This window comes from Streptomyces sp. NPDC001415, assembly GCF_053597395.1.
The window spans coordinates 55,490-68,944 of the sequence record NZ_JBSFIE010000009.1 but is presented as its reverse complement, the minus strand read 5'-3'; the positions used below and the strand labels follow the sequence as shown (position 1 = coordinate 68,944).

At 69.2% G+C, this 13,455-nt stretch carries 16 protein-coding genes; 7 read left to right on the top strand and 9 right to left on the bottom strand.

Going from position 1 to position 13,455, the window contains the following annotated elements:
* Window positions 1-39 precede the first annotated feature (39 nt).
* Both ACWC2B_RS14600 and ACWC2B_RS14595 read left to right on the top strand, forming a co-directional pair.
* Complete coding sequence (locus ACWC2B_RS14600) at window positions 40-1,008, top strand: DUF1648 domain-containing protein (protein WP_450716807.1); 969 nt, start codon at window positions 40-42, stop codon at window positions 1,006-1,008.
* The gene (locus ACWC2B_RS14595; RefSeq protein ID WP_450716806.1) at window positions 1,008-1,364 is read left to right on the top strand and encodes a GntR family transcriptional regulator; all 357 of its coding nucleotides are present in this window, start codon (window positions 1,008-1,010) and stop codon (window positions 1,362-1,364) included. The genes ACWC2B_RS14600 and ACWC2B_RS14595 overlap by 1 nt, the downstream gene beginning before the upstream one ends.
* 96 nt (window positions 1,365-1,460) lie before the next feature.
* On the opposite strand, the gene ACWC2B_RS14590 is transcribed toward ACWC2B_RS14595, so the two are convergent.
* From ACWC2B_RS14590 to ACWC2B_RS14575, 4 genes are all read right to left on the bottom strand, one after another.
* Window positions 1,461-1,871: a glyoxalase/bleomycin resistance/extradiol dioxygenase family protein gene (locus ACWC2B_RS14590; protein ID WP_450716805.1), complete on the bottom strand. Its 411-nt coding sequence runs from the start codon at window positions 1,869-1,871 to the stop codon at window positions 1,461-1,463.
* Between the two features lie 10 nt (window positions 1,872-1,881).
* Window positions 1,882-2,274: a nuclear transport factor 2 family protein gene (locus tag ACWC2B_RS14585; protein WP_450716804.1), complete on the bottom strand. Its 393-nt coding sequence runs from the start codon at window positions 2,272-2,274 to the stop codon at window positions 1,882-1,884.
* A gap of 106 nt (window positions 2,275-2,380) precedes the next feature.
* A complete protein-coding gene (gene cpt, locus ACWC2B_RS14580) occupies window positions 2,381-2,953 on the bottom strand; it encodes a chloramphenicol phosphotransferase CPT (protein ID WP_450716984.1) in 573 nt (190 codons plus the stop codon).
* Between the two features lie 201 nt (window positions 2,954-3,154).
* A complete protein-coding gene (locus ACWC2B_RS14575) occupies window positions 3,155-4,327 on the bottom strand; it encodes an epoxide hydrolase family protein (protein WP_450716803.1) in 1,173 nt (390 codons plus the stop codon).
* A gap of 103 nt (window positions 4,328-4,430) precedes the next feature.
* Here ACWC2B_RS14575 and ACWC2B_RS14570 point away from each other — a divergent pair, with 103 nt between their 5' ends.
* Window positions 4,431-5,006 (top strand): CGNR zinc finger domain-containing protein, encoded by a 576-nt coding sequence (locus tag ACWC2B_RS14570; protein WP_450716802.1) that lies wholly within the window; start codon window positions 4,431-4,433, stop codon window positions 5,004-5,006.
* Window positions 5,007-5,255: 249 nt separating this feature from the next.
* Here ACWC2B_RS14570 and sodN read toward each other — a convergent pair whose 3' ends face one another.
* Complete coding sequence (gene sodN / locus ACWC2B_RS14565; protein ID WP_053730656.1) at window positions 5,256-5,651, bottom strand: superoxide dismutase, Ni; 396 nt, start codon at window positions 5,649-5,651, stop codon at window positions 5,256-5,258.
* Window positions 5,652-5,826: 175 nt separating this feature from the next.
* Between sodN and sodX the strand changes: the two genes are divergently transcribed.
* On the top strand, window positions 5,827-6,252 hold the full coding sequence (sodX, locus tag ACWC2B_RS14560; RefSeq protein ID WP_450716801.1) for a nickel-type superoxide dismutase maturation protease: 426 nt from the start codon (window positions 5,827-5,829) through the stop codon (window positions 6,250-6,252).
* Here sodX and ACWC2B_RS14555 read toward each other — a convergent pair.
* Window positions 6,171-6,785, bottom strand: a complete 615-nt coding sequence (locus ACWC2B_RS14555) for a CGNR zinc finger domain-containing protein (RefSeq protein WP_450716800.1) — start codon at window positions 6,783-6,785, stop codon at window positions 6,171-6,173. The two genes, sodX and ACWC2B_RS14555, sit on opposite strands and share 82 nt — an antisense overlap.
* Before the next feature lie 185 nt (window positions 6,786-6,970).
* Here ACWC2B_RS14555 and ACWC2B_RS14550 point away from each other — a divergent pair, with 185 nt between their 5' ends.
* Window positions 6,971-7,660, top strand: a complete 690-nt coding sequence (locus ACWC2B_RS14550; RefSeq protein WP_450716983.1) for a class I SAM-dependent methyltransferase — start codon at window positions 6,971-6,973, stop codon at window positions 7,658-7,660.
* Between the two features lie 58 nt (window positions 7,661-7,718).
* On the opposite strand, the gene ACWC2B_RS14545 is transcribed toward ACWC2B_RS14550, so the two are convergent.
* The 3 genes from ACWC2B_RS14545 to ACWC2B_RS14535 are packed head-to-tail and all read right to left on the bottom strand — an operon-like array spanning window position 7,719 to window position 10,418.
* On the bottom strand, window positions 7,719-8,486 hold the full coding sequence (locus tag ACWC2B_RS14545; protein ID WP_450716799.1) for an amino acid ABC transporter ATP-binding protein: 768 nt from the start codon (window positions 8,484-8,486) through the stop codon (window positions 7,719-7,721).
* Window positions 8,487-8,490: 4 nt separating this feature from the next.
* On the bottom strand, window positions 8,491-9,426 hold the full coding sequence (locus ACWC2B_RS14540; protein ID WP_344378351.1) for an amino acid ABC transporter permease: 936 nt from the start codon (window positions 9,424-9,426) through the stop codon (window positions 8,491-8,493).
* Between the two features lie 29 nt (window positions 9,427-9,455).
* Window positions 9,456-10,418, bottom strand: a complete 963-nt coding sequence (locus ACWC2B_RS14535) for an ABC transporter substrate-binding protein (RefSeq protein WP_450716798.1) — start codon at window positions 10,416-10,418, stop codon at window positions 9,456-9,458.
* A 617-nt stretch (window positions 10,419-11,035) separates the two neighbouring features.
* On the opposite strand from ACWC2B_RS14535, the gene ACWC2B_RS14530 reads away from it, so the two are divergent.
* Together ACWC2B_RS14530 and ACWC2B_RS14525 are read left to right on the top strand one after the other, a co-directional pair.
* Window positions 11,036-12,244: an NAD(P)-dependent malic enzyme gene (locus tag ACWC2B_RS14530; protein WP_114041486.1), complete on the top strand. Its 1,209-nt coding sequence runs from the start codon at window positions 11,036-11,038 to the stop codon at window positions 12,242-12,244.
* A gap of 207 nt (window positions 12,245-12,451) precedes the next feature.
* Window positions 12,452-13,417 carry a zinc-binding dehydrogenase gene (locus ACWC2B_RS14525; protein ID WP_450716797.1) on the top strand — a complete coding sequence of 322 codons (966 nt, stop codon included), beginning with the start codon at window positions 12,452-12,454 and terminating at the stop codon, window positions 13,415-13,417.
* Window positions 13,418-13,455 lie beyond the last annotated feature (38 nt).

Sequence of the window (13,455 nt, the reverse complement as noted above, 5' to 3'; positions counted from 1 at the left end):
CTCGCATTGTTCTACTACTATGCAAACAAGGAGGCTTCGATGAATCGTGTCCGGTACCGCTTGGTGGCCATAGCCGTTCTGCCGTTCCTGCTCGCCCTGGCCGTCGACCTGACGGCGTTCGTGCTCCTTCGTGACCGGCTGCCCGACCGGCTGGCCAGCCACTTCACCGCGGGCGGCAGCTCCGACGACACCCAGAGCCACACCTCGTACCTGCTCTTCGTCCTCGTGACGCATGTCGGGCTCGCCGCCCTGTGGACCGTCGTGGCGCGGACCGGGGACCCGGCCGTGCGCGGGCTGCGGTGGATGATCGGAGCCGGGTACGCGACCGCCGGGCTGCTCGGCTACCTGATGGTCGCCGTACTGGTCGCCAACGCCGACGCGACCGACCCCGGGCAGGTGCGGATGCCCCCGTGGCAGCTCGCCATCGGGGCGGGCTGCGGCGCGCTCGCGGCGGGGATCGGCTGGCTGCTCCTGCTGACCGTGTCGATGCCCGCCCCCATGCCGTCGCCCGGCCCCGGCGAGGCGGAGCGGCTCGACCTCGCCGAGGGCGAGTCGGCGGGCTGGCTGCGCCGGGCGCCCTCACGGGTCATGCTCGCGATGGGGGTGGCGCTGGCCCTCACGGGGATCGCCCTGCTGTACGTCGGCGGAACGCCCCACGCGATCATCGTGCTCGGCGGCGCACTGCTGTGTCTCGCCTTCTCCTGCCCGTACGTCACCGTCGACCGGCACGGCCTGACCGCGCGGCCGACCGTACTGCCCTGGCCGCGGATCCGGGTGCCGCTGTCCGATGTCGACCGGGCGATCAGCCGCGAGGTCAAAATCCTTTCGGAGTACGGGGGCTGGGGCTATCGGGTGCGTCCGGGCAAGACGGGTCTGATGCTGCGCTCGGGCGAGGCGCTCGTCGTGCGGCGGGTGGGGGGCCGCGAGTTCGCGGTGACCGTGGACGACTCGGCGACGGCCGCCGCGCTGCTCAACACACTGGCCGACCGTGAGGGGGCGAAGCGCTGATGCTGTTCCGTGTGGACCCGGCGTCGCCGCAGCCGCTGGGTGACCAGATCGCGGCGTCGGTGCGCCGGGCGATCGCCGACGGCAAGGTGACCCCGGGCGAACGCCTCCCGGCGGCCCGCTCCCTGGCGGACTCCCTGGGCGTCAACCTCCATACGGTGCTGAGGGGTTACCAGCGCCTGAGGGAGGAGGGCCTGATCGAACTCCGGCGGGGCCGGGGTGCGGTGGTCGTGGGCGACGCGTCCGCGCGGGACCGGGCTTCCCTGATGCTGAGGGTGCGGGAACTGGTCGACCAGGCAAGGGAGTTGGGCCTTACGGAGGAAGAGGTTGTGGGGTTGGTGAGGCGGGGGCTGGCGTGAGCCCCGCGGGGTGCTGAGGGGTGCGGGGTGCTGGAGGGTGCGGGGTTGCGGCACCCCAAGTTCTCGACTCCGCTCGAAGAGGGCCCCGCGGGGCGCTCAGTACGTCTGGATCTCGACCAGATTCCCGTCCGGATCAAGGACGTGCGCGGCCCGCAGCCCCGGCCCCCACTCGGGCAGGTCGCGCGCCGGGGCCGCGATGACGCCCCCCGCCTCCGCGCAGAGCGAGACCGCGGAGTCGAGGGCCTCTCGCGAGGCCACGTGGATGACGAGCGACCCGCCCCCGCGAGGGACCCGGTCCTCGCCGAGCGCGGAGACCATCGCGGCCCGGGTGAACAGGGCGAGCGCGGTCCGGCCGCCGGCCGCGTCCCAACTGGCGTAGCCGGACGAGGAGTTGCCGCGTGCGAGGGTGCAGCCGGTGAGCCCGGGCAGCACGGCGTCGTAGAAGCGGAACGAGGGTTCGTAACGGTCGACGAGAAGCCGGGGGTACGGAGGCTCCAGAGGTTCCATGCCCTCGAACCTAACCCGGAAGATGACCTTCCGCGGTGTGCCAGTAGTCACGCGTCTCGACCGCGAGCCCGTTCGCGTCGAAGCGTACGAACACGCAGCCCGCGAGGGTGACCGGAGCCTCGCCCTCGAAGGCCAGCACCCGGAACTCGGCGACCGCGAGCCCGTCCTGGCCCACCAGGGGTTCGCCGAACCGCACCTCCTGGACCCGTTCCCCCTCGAACGACCAGCGCAGATAGGCGGCGAGTTCCTGCCGGCCCCGGTGCGGCGGCCGGAACGGCATGGAGGTGTGGACGACGTCGTCGGCGTACAGCTCCAGGATGGCGTCGACGTCGTGCCGGGCCCAGCCGGCTTGCCATGTGGTGACGAATCGCCGCGCGGCGGCGGCGAGATCGAGGCTGCCCATGCCGTCGAGTATCGCCGAGGCCGGACCTGGGGCTCAGAGCCTGTACCTGGACCCCGTCCGCCCGAGTCCGCGGCCGTCTGCCTGATCCGGGTCCGCACACAGGCTCTCAGCCCCGGAGGGCGTGCTGCTCGGCGATCAGCAGGGCGCAGGCCATGGACTCGGTGCCCGCCGAGTCGACCTCGACGTCGTACCGCACTCCGAGGTGTACGGAGTCGGCCTGGACGCGGGCCATGCCGGGGACGCGGTCGCCGCGGGCGATCTCGCGCCCGGCCGCGGTGTCGGGGTCGCAGCGGACCGCGACCCAGAGCACGTCGAGCCCGTCGAGGGCGTGGAGCCAGCGCTTCTGCCCGTCGGCGCCGTCGAGCAACACCTCGTCGAGAATGACCCGGGCGCCGGCCCGCACCATGGCGGCGACCCCGTGCCGCCAGGCGTCCGAGAGCCGCCGGTACTCGGGGCCCACGGTCACCGTGCCATCGGCCCCGACGCCGAGCCCGCCCCCGCTCCCGCCCTCGCCGTGGCGGAGCGAGGCGGGCATGGCCGCGTCGACCGAATCGACCCCGAAAGCCAGCCAAGCCCCGGGCAGCACGGCCTGCAGACACCGGGCGATCCCGGACTTCCCGGAACTGGACCCGCCGTTGAGCACGATCACCTGACACGAAGGGATGTCGCTCTGATCCATCACAGCGCCAAGCTAAGCGGCCGGCCTTTCCGGGGCCAACGGATTTGAACCCGGCCCGCAACGCCGAGGCCCCGCATCGGAGTTGTCATCGTCACGATGGGCACACGCCCGCGAGAGCTGGATGCTCTGACGGCCTCCGTCGGAAAGCGGACACGCCTCCTGCCAGGGTTGTCCTGAGCACGGGGGGACCGGGCGCCGCGTTCACCGATGAGCGGCCAGCACCGCCGCGAGGCCTTCTTGCAAATCTTTGACGAAATACTCGGGAACCTCAAGGGACGGGAAATGTCCCCCGGTTTCTGGCGACCTCCATCGGACGATCTGTCGGTACCGCTCCTGTGCCCATGGGCGCGGACACTTCTCGATGTCGCGGGGATACATGCTGATTGCTGACGGGACGTCGACCCGAAGTTCGGGATCGAGCGAGTTGTGGCTTTCGTAGTAAATGCGGGCCGCCGATGCGCCGGTCCGCGTCAGCCAATACAGGGTGACGTCGTCAAGAACACGGTCTATGGAAATCGCCTCGAACGGGCTGTCTTCGGTATCGGACCACTCGGCGAACTTGTCAAGAATCCAGGCAAGAAGCCCGACCGGTGAGTCGACGAGCGAGTAGCCGATGGTCTGCGGTCGGGTCGCCTGCTGCTTCGCGTACGCCGCGCGCTGGCGCCAGAAATCGCGGGTTTCCTCGGCCCATTTGCGCTCGGCCGCCGTCAGCCCGTCCGTTGTCAACCCGGGTGGTGCCTGCGCGAGCGTTGTGTGGATACCGAGAACGTGCGCCGGGAACCTGCCGGCGAGGATTGTGGTGATCACACCTCCCCAGTCACCACCGTGGGCTGCGAACTTGCTGTAGCCGAGCCTTTCCATCAGTTTCACCCATGCGGCCGCGATCTTTTCGGTTCCCCACCCGATGGTGGTCGGCTTGTCGCTGTAGCCAAAGCCTGGCAGCGACGGGACCACGACGTGGAACGCCGGCGCATCTGGATTTTTCGGATCCGCCAACTCGTCCACTACGTCGATGAACTCGGCAATGCTGCCCGGCCAGCCGTGCGTCAAGATCAGAGGAGTGGCATCCGCACGCGCGGATCGACGGTGCAGGAAGTGGATTCCCAAATCATCAATGATCGTGCGGAACTGGCCGATCCGGTTGAGGCGTTCTTCGAACGACCGCCAGTTGTACCCGGTGCGCCAGTAGTTCACGACATCGACGAGGTCGGCGCGAGGTACGCCCTGGTCCCATCGGCGAGGGCCGAGCGCGGCGCGATGGACCGTCTCTGCCTCCGGGAGTCGCGCCGCGGCCAGTCGCGCGCGCAGGTCGTCGAGTTCGGCGTCGGTTGCGTGGGCTTCAAATGCTTGTACGTCGCTGGTGAGACGGGGCATGAGACCTCCTGGCCGTCACGGAACCGGCTACGATCCATAGCGAACCGGCTTGGACGGTTCTAGCAGGCAGCTATGTCGGCACGCAACCAGCTAAGGTGGTTCCATGCGTCTTGAGTACCCTGACTTCCGCCTCGGTAATGTGCTGGCGACCAGCTTCACGGGGACTCTGTCGGAGCGTCATGGTGACGCCGTGGAGCGCATTCCCACGCCCCACCGGCTCATCGACTGGCTGGCGGTGAACGGCCTCGCCGTGGACTCCTGCACCACTGCCCAGCTCGACCTCGCCCGGGAACTGAGGGAGTCGATTCACGCCGCCGCGACAGCGGTCGCGATCCAGGACGCTCTCCCTGCCTCCGCTGTCCAAGTCATCAATGACTGCAGCGCTCAGGGTCGGGCCGCGGCCATCCTGACGCCCGAGGGAAAGCGGCGATGGCGGCTCAGCTCGGCTTCCTGCGTGGAAGATGCCCTCAGTGTGATCGCCGCCGACGCGATCAGCGTCATCGCGGGCGAACGAGACGGAAAATTGGCCTTGTGCGCATCACCAACCTGCCGAGCCGCGTTCTTCGACACCAGTCAAAGTCGCACCCGCAAGTGGTGTGACATGAACACGTGCGGGAATCGTCAGAAGAAGGCGCGCTTCCATGCCAACCAGCGCAAAAACCTCAGATCAGCGGAGTGATCGTTACCTCGGTCCATCCAAGTGCGCCCCGCCCTCATCGCGGGCGGAGCAAGCGCCAAGCGGGTTCGGCTCGTTCTCGGCCGGGCGTCCGGGGTTTATCACCTGCGGACCCACGCGCACCTCTGGCCGGGGGGAAACAAGACCGCACCCGGACCGTCAGGGCGCCGGTCTCGGCGGCCTGCTGGCCGGGTGCGGGCAAGGGGGCCGACGCGCCCCGCGAGATCGCGGGGCAGAAGGCCTGACCAAAGGTCAGGCCTTCTTCGTCTCCCAGAAGATGCGGTCGATCTCGGCGATGAGGTCGAGCGCCTTCTGGCCGGTCGCCGGGTCGGTCGACGCCTTGGCGGCCGAGAGGGCCTTCAGGGTGTCGTTGACCAGCTGGTGCAGCTCCGGGTACTTCTCGAAGTGCGGCGGCTTGAAGTAGTCGCTCCACAGCACCGAAACGTGGTGCTTGGCGAGCTCCGCGCGCTGTTCCTTGATGACCACGGCACGGGCACGGAAGTGCGCGTCCTCGTTGGCCTGGAACTTCTCCTGTACGGCCTTGACCGACTCCGCCTCGATGCGGGCCTGGGCCGGGTCGTACACACCGCAGGGCAGGTCGCAGTGCGCGCTGACCTTCACCTTGGGGGCAAACAGGCGGGAAAGCATTGAGCTGTCCTTCCTCGTGATCGTCTTCTCAGGTGGGACATTACTCGGTGAGAGACGGGATTTCGCGGGTGCCCCCGTGGGCTTAGGTCAAAAGTCCAGGGTCACCATGGGACTCGTGGCGGAACGTACCGTGGGAGTGGCGGCGGGGTGCCGGTGGCCTGGAGGTGGGTGACGTATGACGGATGAGGGGCGGGAGCCGAGGGTGCCGTTGGGGATCGCCGAGGTCCTGGGGACCTCGATGGTTCCCACGTTGCTGCACGGGGATCAGCTGCTCGTGCACTACGGGGCCGAGTTGAGGGCCGGGGACGTGGCCGTGCTGCGGCACCCCTTGCAGCAGGATCTGCTCATCGTCAAGCGGCTCATGGAGCTGCGCGAGAGCGGCTGGTGGGTGCTCGGCGACAACGCCGACGACGAGGTGGTGGACAGCCGGGCCTTCGGCGCAGTGCCCGTCGAGCTCGTACTCGGCCGGGTGCGCGGGCGCTACCGGCCGATGACGGCCGGGCGTCGGCGCACCCTCGGCTACTTGGTGTCCTGGGTCGTCTCGTCGGTCAGGCCGGTGCTCTCCGACCGCTCGGTCTCCAGGCGTTTGCGGGCCCGGTAGGCGGCCACGTTCGCCCGGGTCGCGCAGCGGTCCGAGCAGTAGCGGCGCGAGCGGTTGGTCGAGGTGTCCAGGTAGGCGTTGCGGCACGGCGCAGCCTGGCACAGGCCGAGCCGGTCGACCCCGTACTCCGTGAGGTGGAAGGCCAGGCCCATGGAGGCGATCGCCGCGTAGCCCGCCGTCGCGTTGGACGGGTGGTCGGCGAGGTGCATGTGCCACAGGGGGCGGCCGTCCTCGTCCCGGTGCTCGTGGCCCGACACCTGCGGGCTCACGGGGAACTCCAGGAGCAGCGAGTTGAGGAGGTCCACCGCCTGGACCTCCTCGCCCGCGTCCGCCGCCTCGAAGACCGCCCGCAGCCGGGCCCGTACCGAACGGAAGCGCGTCACGTCCGCGTCCGTCGCCCGGCGGGCCGCCGACTGGTTCCCGCCGAACAGTTCGCGGACCGCGTCCACCGAAGTCAGCGAGTCCTTGTTGCGGGCCGGCTCCTCGGTGTTGACCAGGCGCACGGCGTAGTCCGAGTAATAGGCCAGTTCCACTTGTAGTCCTTACGGCGGCGGTCTATGGTCTGGAGTGTTCACAGGTAACGGCTGGATACCCTTCGAGGGTATTACAGAGTGGCTTCCTAGGAGGGATCGCGGTGTCGGAGACTGTCACTGGGGCCGGTACGGGCACCAACTGGCGAGGCTGGCAGGACAGCTGGGACCGGCAGCAGGAGTGGTACATGCCGGACCGCGAGGAGCGCTTCCGGGTCATGCTCGACATGGTCGAGGCCTGCGTCGGTCCCGCGCCGCGCGTGCTCGACCTCGCGTGCGGTACGGGGAGTATTACGGACCGGCTCCTCAAGAGGTTCCCGGACGCGATCAGCACGGGGGTGGATCTCGACCCCGCGCTCCTCGCCATCGCCGAGGGCACCTTCGCCGGGGACGCGCGCGTCACCTTCGTGACCGCCGACCTCAAGGATCCGGGATGGGTCGAGCTGCTGCCGTACGACTCCTACGATGCCGTGCTCACCGCGACCGCCCTCCACTGGCTGCACAGCGAGCCGCTCGCCGCGCTCTACGGGCAGGTCGCCGGGCTCGTCCGCGACGGCGGTGTCTTCATGAACGCCGACCACATGATCGACCCCGCCACCCCGCGCATCAACGCCGCCGAACGCGCCCGGCGGCACGCCCAGATGGGCCGCGCCAAGGCCGCCGGCGCCCTCGACTGGGCCGACTGGTGGGCGCTGGCCGCCCAGGACCCGGTCCTGGCCGGGCCGACCGCGAAGCGGTACGAGATCTACGGCGAGCACGCCGACGGCGACATGCCCTCGGCCGCCTGGCACGCCGAAACCCTGCGCGCCACCGGCTTCGCCGAGGCCCGCCCCGTATGGGCCTCCCCCTCGGACACGCTGCTCCTCGCCCTCAAGTAGCGGACGCGGAAGGGGGGTTATGGGCGCAGGCCCATAACCCCCCTTCCGTTGTGTCGCGTTACAGCACCTTCGACAGGAACGACTTCGTCCGGTCGTGCTGAGGGTTCGTCAGAACATCGCGCGGGTTGCCCGCTTCGACCACCACGCCGTCGTCCATGAAGACCAGCGAGTCGCCGACCTCACGGGCGAAGCCCATCTCGTGGGTGACCACGATCATCGTCATGCCGTCCTCGGCGAGGCCGCGCATGACGTCCAGGACGTCGCCCACCAGCTCGGGGTCGAGCGCGGAGGTCGGCTCGTCGAAGAGCATCAGCTTCGGCTCCATCGCGAGCGCGCGGGCGATCGCCACGCGCTGCTGCTGGCCGCCGGAGAGCTGCGAGGGGTAGTTGCCCGCCTTGTCGGCGAGGCCGACCCGGTCGAGCAGCTTCAGGGCCCGCTCGCGGGCCACCGCCTTCGACTCCCGCTTGACCTGGACCGGCGCCTCCATGACGTTCTCGACGGCCGTCATGTGCGGGAACAGGTTGAAGCGCTGGAAGACCATGCCGATGTCCCGGCGCTTCAGGGCGACTTCGCTGTCCTTCAGCTCGTACAGCTTGTCGCCCTTCTGGCGGTAGCCGACCAGCTCGCCGTCGACGTAAAGGCGCCCGGCGTTGATCTGTTCCAGGTGGTTGATGCACCGCAGGAACGTCGACTTGCCGGAGCCGGACGGGCCGATCAGGCAGAACACCTCACCCTCGGCCACCTCCAGGTCGATGCCCTTGAGGATGTGGGCGGGGCCGAACGACTTGTGGACGCCCTCCGCCTTGACCATCGGTTGTGCAGTCATGGGATCACCGCCGCCAGTTGGAGAGGGAGAGCAGGTTCGACTTGATGCGCTCCAGCGGCGTGGGCGGCAGGGCGCGCAGCGAACCGCGTGCGAAACGGCGCTCCAGGTAGTACTGGCCGACGCTGAACACGCTGGTCAGAGCCAGGTACCAGATCGAGGCGACGAAGAGCATCTCCATCACCGCGAACGAGGTCGCGGCGACGTCCTGGGCACTGCGCAGCAGGTCCTGGTACTGGACGGCGACGACGAGCGACGAGGTCTTGAGCATGTTGATGAACTCGTTGCCCGTCGGCGGGATGATCACCCGCATCGACTGGGGGAGTACGACGCGGCGCATGGTCTGCATCTGGGTCATGCCGAGCGCGTGCGAGGCCTCGGTCTGGCCCTCGTCCACCGACTGGATGCCGGCCCGGACGATCTCCGCCATGTACGCGCCCTCGTTCAGGCCGAGGCCGAGCAGGGCGGCGAGGAACGGAGTCATGACCGCGGTCATGTAGTCCTTGTAGAACCCGAGGTTCAGGATCGGGAAGATCAGCGCCAGGTTGAACCAGATCAGGAGCTGTACGTAGACCGGGGTGCCCCGGAAGAACCAGATGTACAGCCAGGCGACCGAACTGGTCACCGGGTTCTTCGAGAGCCGCATCACGGCGAACAGCACACCGAGCGCCAGGCCCACGGCCATGGAGACGACGCTGATGAGCACGGTGTGCCACAGGCCGGTCAGGATGCTGGAGTCGAACAGCTTGTCCGTGACGGTGGCCCAGCGCACATTGCCCTGGGCGAACGCGTACCCGAGCGCGCCGAGCACGGCGACGACGACCACGGCGCTGATCCAGCGGCCGTAGTGGCGTACGGGGATGGCACGGATGATGTCCGGCGGGACCTGCTCCGGGGCGGCGTCCGCCGGACCGGAGGGGGTCTTGTCGAGCTTGTCAGTCACAGCGACTGCCCTTCAGTGGTGCGCGGGGGTCAGGAGCCGCCGTTGATGGCTGCCTTGGTGACGGCGCCCTGCGCGCCGCCCCACTTGTCGATCGCCGTCTTGTACGTGCCGTCCGCGATGATCGCGTCCAGCGCGGCCGAGAGGGCGTCACGCAGCTGCGTGTTCTTCTTGTCCACCGCGATGCCGAAGGGGCCCGCGTCCGACTTGTTGGCGACCGCCTCGAAGTCGGCGCCGCCGCCCGCGGTCTTCGCGATGTACGCGGCGACGGGGGAGTCGTTGAGGTCCGCCACCGCGCCGCCGGCCTTGACGCGGGTCTGCGCCTCGGCGTCGGTGGCGTAGGGCTCGAAGTCGAGCTTGCCCTTGCCGTCCTTCTCGCACTTGGCGGCGAGGTCCTTGGCGGCCTGCTCGTACGTCGTACCGCGCTGCACGGCGATCTTCTTGCCGCACAGGTCGTCGGTGGACTTGATGCCCTCCGGGTTGCCCTTCTTGACCAGGATGCCGGTGCTGGCCGTGTAGTAGTCGACGAAGTCGACGCCCGTACCGGTCTTCTTGCCGTCCTTGTCAAGGCCCTGCTGGCGGGCCTTGGTGTCGCTCACCGAGGACATGACCGCGTCGTAGCGGCCGGTCGGCAGCGCGCCGAGCAGGGTGTCGAAGGTGCCGCTGGTGAACTCGAACTTCACGCCGAGCTGCTTGCCGAGGGCGTCGGCGATGTCGGGGTCGATGCCGACGATCTTCTCGCCCTGCTTGAACTCCATGGGGGCGTAGGTGGCGTCGGTCCCGACCTTGATGACGCCGGCCTTCTGGATGTTCGCGGGCAGCTTGGAGAAGAGGGGCGCGGACTTCGAGGCCCCGCCAGAGGACTCGGGGGCCGAGCCCTTCTTCGTCTGGTCACCGCAGCCGGTGACCAGCAGGGCGCCCGCGACCGCGATCGCGCCGACCGCGGCAATCCGGGACTTGGAGGCGGTCGTACGGCGGGTGTTGCTTGCGGTCATGGTCGGGTTCCTCCGGCAGATGTTGAGTGGAGTGGCCATGGAGTGCGTACGAAACGACGACGCACAGGTCCTGGGCGGTGGTCGTGCACGCATCCTCGGGTGTCGCGACCGCGGTGTGAACCGCGTGTGAAGTCGCATCTTGCCATTCGGACCCCGGAAATCAGGGTCGCAGCCATGTCAAAATCGGATAACGGGTCACCCCCCGAACCCCAACAAGCCGGAACACCAAGGCCCACCGGGCCGGACCATGTGCGGGAAGTGTCCGCGGGGACCGGAGAATCTCCGGTTCATCTCGCGTTGTGGACATGTTTCAGGCCGCGTACACGACTTGTCGTGACATCACACCAAGAGTCGTGTCACGGTACGGAGACCGCTTGCGACCGGGCGTCGACGCTGGGCCAATATGGACTCGTCGGCGGACGTCAATGTCCGGTAAGAAGGATCCTTACACCCCTCATCCGGGGCTCAGGGCGCGTGTGCGGCGCGCCCGCGCGTACGTACCTCCTCCCCGCGAGGCGGGCCAACCGCCCTCCGTGGGGCACGTACGCGGGTCCGCCCACCCCTCCTCAACAAGGAGTGGCCACCCTCAACTGATGAAGACTTAAGGGGTAAACACAATGGCAGCGGAGATCGTCAATCCTCGCAGCGACAGCAGCACGGAGGGTTCTGACGAGCCCTTCGACCCGGCCTTCGCGCTCCACCGGGGCGGCAAGATGGCCGTCCAGGCCACCGTGCCGATCCGTGACAAGGACGACCTGTCCCTCGCGTACACGCCGGGCGTCGCCAAGGTGTGCAGCGCGATCGCGGAGAACCCGGAGCTGGTCCACGACTACACCTGGAAGTCTCAGGTGGTCGCCGTCGTGACGGACGGTACGGCGGTGCTCGGGCTCGGTGACATCGGTCCGGAGGCCTCCCTCCCCGTGATGGAGGGCAAGGCGATCCTCTTCAAGCAGTTCGGCGGCGTCGACGCGGTTCCGATCGCGCTCGCGACCACCGACACGGACGAGATCATCGAGACCGTCGTCCGGCTGGCCCCGTCCTTCGGTGGGGTGAACCTGGAGGACATCTCCGCCCCGCGCTGCTTCGAGATCGAGCGCCGGCTGCAGGAGGCCCTGGACATCCCGGTCTTCCACGACGACCAGCACGGCACGGCCGTCGTCACCCTGGCCGCCCTGCGCAACGCCGCGAAGCTCACCGGACGCACCCTCGGCGACCTGCGCGCGGTGATCTCCGGGGCCGGTGCGGCCGGTGTCGCCATCGCCAAGTTCCTCCTCGAAGCGGGCCTCGGCGATGTGGCGGTCGCGGACCGCAAGGGCATCGTCAGCAGCGACCGGACCGACCTGACGGACGTCAAGCGCGAGCTCGCCGAGCTCACCAACAAGGCGGGCCTGACCGGCTCCCTGGAGACCGCGCTGGCCGGCGCCGACGTCTTCATCGGCGTCTCCGGCGGTACGGTCCCCGAGCCCGCGGTCGCCTCCATGGCGCCGGGCGCCTTCGTCTTCGCGATGGCCAACCCGAACCCCGAGGTGCACCCCGACATCGCGCACAAGTACGCGTCGGTCGTGGCCACCGGCCGCTCGGACTACCCGAACCAGATCAACAACGTCCTCGCCTTCCCCGGCATCTTCGCGGGCGCCCTCCAGGTCCGGGCCTCCCGGATCACCGAGGGCATGAAGATCGCCGCGGCGAACGCGCTGGCCGACGTCGTGGGCGACCAGCTCGCCGCCGACTACGTCATCCCGTCCCCGTTCGACGAGCGGGTCGCCCCGGCCGTCACGGCGGCGGTGGCGGCGGCCGCCCGCGCCGAGGGCGTGGCGCGCCGGTAGTCCGTCCGGTCCGGGATCCGTTCGTACGCGAGCCGTACCGGGATCCGTTCGTACGCGAGCCGTACCGGGATCCGTTCTTGCGCGAGCCGTGCCGGGCTCTCCTTCGGGGGAGCCCGGCACGGCTTTTTCGTCGCCCTTCCCGGCGTGCGAGGCGTCACAGCCGTGGGAGGTTCCGGCGGCCGGGCCGCGCGCTCTAGGGTCAGGGCCATGTTCGCCGCCTACGCCGCCCGCATCGACCGTGACCAGCCGCTCAGCGGCCTTGAGTTGGGGGAGCGGCCGGCCCCCGAGGTACGCCCCGGCTGGACGCTCGTCGACGTACGGGCCGCCTCCCTCAACCACCACGACGTCTGGTCGCTGCGCGGGGTCGGACTCACCGAGGACAAGCTGCCGATGATCCTCGGCTGCGACGCGGCCGGGGTCGACCAGGACGGCAACGAGGTCGTCCTGCACTCGGTGATCGGCCAGACCGGCCACGGCGTCGGCCCCACCGAGGGCCGCTCGATCCTCACCGAGAAGTACCAGGGCACCTTCGCCGAGCAGGTCGCCGTCCCCACCTGGAACGTACTGCCGAAGCCGAAGGAACTGAGCTTCGCGGAGGCGGCCTGCATGCCGACCGCCTGGCTGACGGCGTACCGGATGCTGTTCACCAACGCCGGGGTGCGGCCTGGGGATTCGGTCCTGGTGCAGGGTGCGGGAGGCGGCGTCGCCACCGCCGCGATCGTGCTCGGCAAGGCGGCCGGCCTGCGGGTCTTCGCCACCAGCCGCGACGAGGCCAAGCGCAGGCGGGCCGTGGAACTGGGCGCCGTCGAGGCGTACGAACCCGGTGCGCGGCTGCCGCAGCGCGTCGACGCGGTGATCGAGACGGTGGGTGCCGCGACCTGGTCGCACTCGGTCAAGTCCCTGCGCCCCGGCGGCACGTTGGTCATTTCGGGCGCCACCAGCGGCGACCGCCCCGCGCACGCCGAACTGACCCGCATCTTCTTCCTGGAGCTCAAGGTCGTCGGCTCGACGATGGGCACGAAGGACGAGCTGGAGGACCTCCTCGCGTTCTGCTCGGCGACGGGCGTACGTCCCGTCATCGACGAGGTGCTCCCGCTGGACCGGGCGCGCGAGGGCTTCGAGAAGGTGGCCTCGGGGGACCTGTTCGGGAAGGTGGTCCTCACGGTGGGGTGAGTCCTGCCGCCGGGCTCCTGGGGCCGCGGTTCCGCGTG

Bases quoted from the DNA above. Each gene is read 5' to 3' on its own strand.
- ACWC2B_RS14600 (WP_450716807.1), top strand. From the start codon at position 40: ATGAATCGTGTCCGGTACCGCTTGGTGGCCATAGCCGTTCTGCCGTTC.
- ACWC2B_RS14595 (WP_450716806.1), top strand. From the start codon at position 1,008: ATGCTGTTCCGTGTGGACCCGGCGTCGCCGCAGCCGCTGGGTGACCAG.
- ACWC2B_RS14590 (WP_450716805.1), bottom strand. From the start codon at position 1,871: ATGGAACCTCTGGAGCCTCCGTACCCCCGGCTTCTCGTCGACCGTTAC.
- ACWC2B_RS14585 (WP_450716804.1), bottom strand. From the start codon at position 2,274: ATGGGCAGCCTCGATCTCGCCGCCGCCGCGCGGCGATTCGTCACCACA.
- cpt (WP_450716984.1), bottom strand. From the start codon at position 2,953: ATGGATCAGAGCGACATCCCTTCGTGTCAGGTGATCGTGCTCAACGGC.
- ACWC2B_RS14575 (WP_450716803.1), bottom strand. From the start codon at position 4,327: ATGCCCCGTCTCACCAGCGACGTACAAGCATTTGAAGCCCACGCAACC.
- ACWC2B_RS14570 (WP_450716802.1), top strand. From the start codon at position 4,431: ATGCGTCTTGAGTACCCTGACTTCCGCCTCGGTAATGTGCTGGCGACC.
- sodN (WP_053730656.1), bottom strand. From the start codon at position 5,651: ATGCTTTCCCGCCTGTTTGCCCCCAAGGTGAAGGTCAGCGCGCACTGC.
- sodX (WP_450716801.1), top strand. From the start codon at position 5,827: ATGACGGATGAGGGGCGGGAGCCGAGGGTGCCGTTGGGGATCGCCGAG.
- ACWC2B_RS14550 (WP_450716983.1), top strand. From the start codon at position 6,971: ATGCCGGACCGCGAGGAGCGCTTCCGGGTCATGCTCGACATGGTCGAG.
- ACWC2B_RS14545 (WP_450716799.1), bottom strand. From the start codon at position 8,486: ATGACTGCACAACCGATGGTCAAGGCGGAGGGCGTCCACAAGTCGTTC.
- ACWC2B_RS14535 (WP_450716798.1), bottom strand. From the start codon at position 10,418: ATGACCGCAAGCAACACCCGCCGTACGACCGCCTCCAAGTCCCGGATT.
- ACWC2B_RS14530 (WP_114041486.1), top strand. From the start codon at position 11,036: ATGGCAGCGGAGATCGTCAATCCTCGCAGCGACAGCAGCACGGAGGGT.
- ACWC2B_RS14525 (WP_450716797.1), top strand. From the start codon at position 12,452: ATGTTCGCCGCCTACGCCGCCCGCATCGACCGTGACCAGCCGCTCAGC.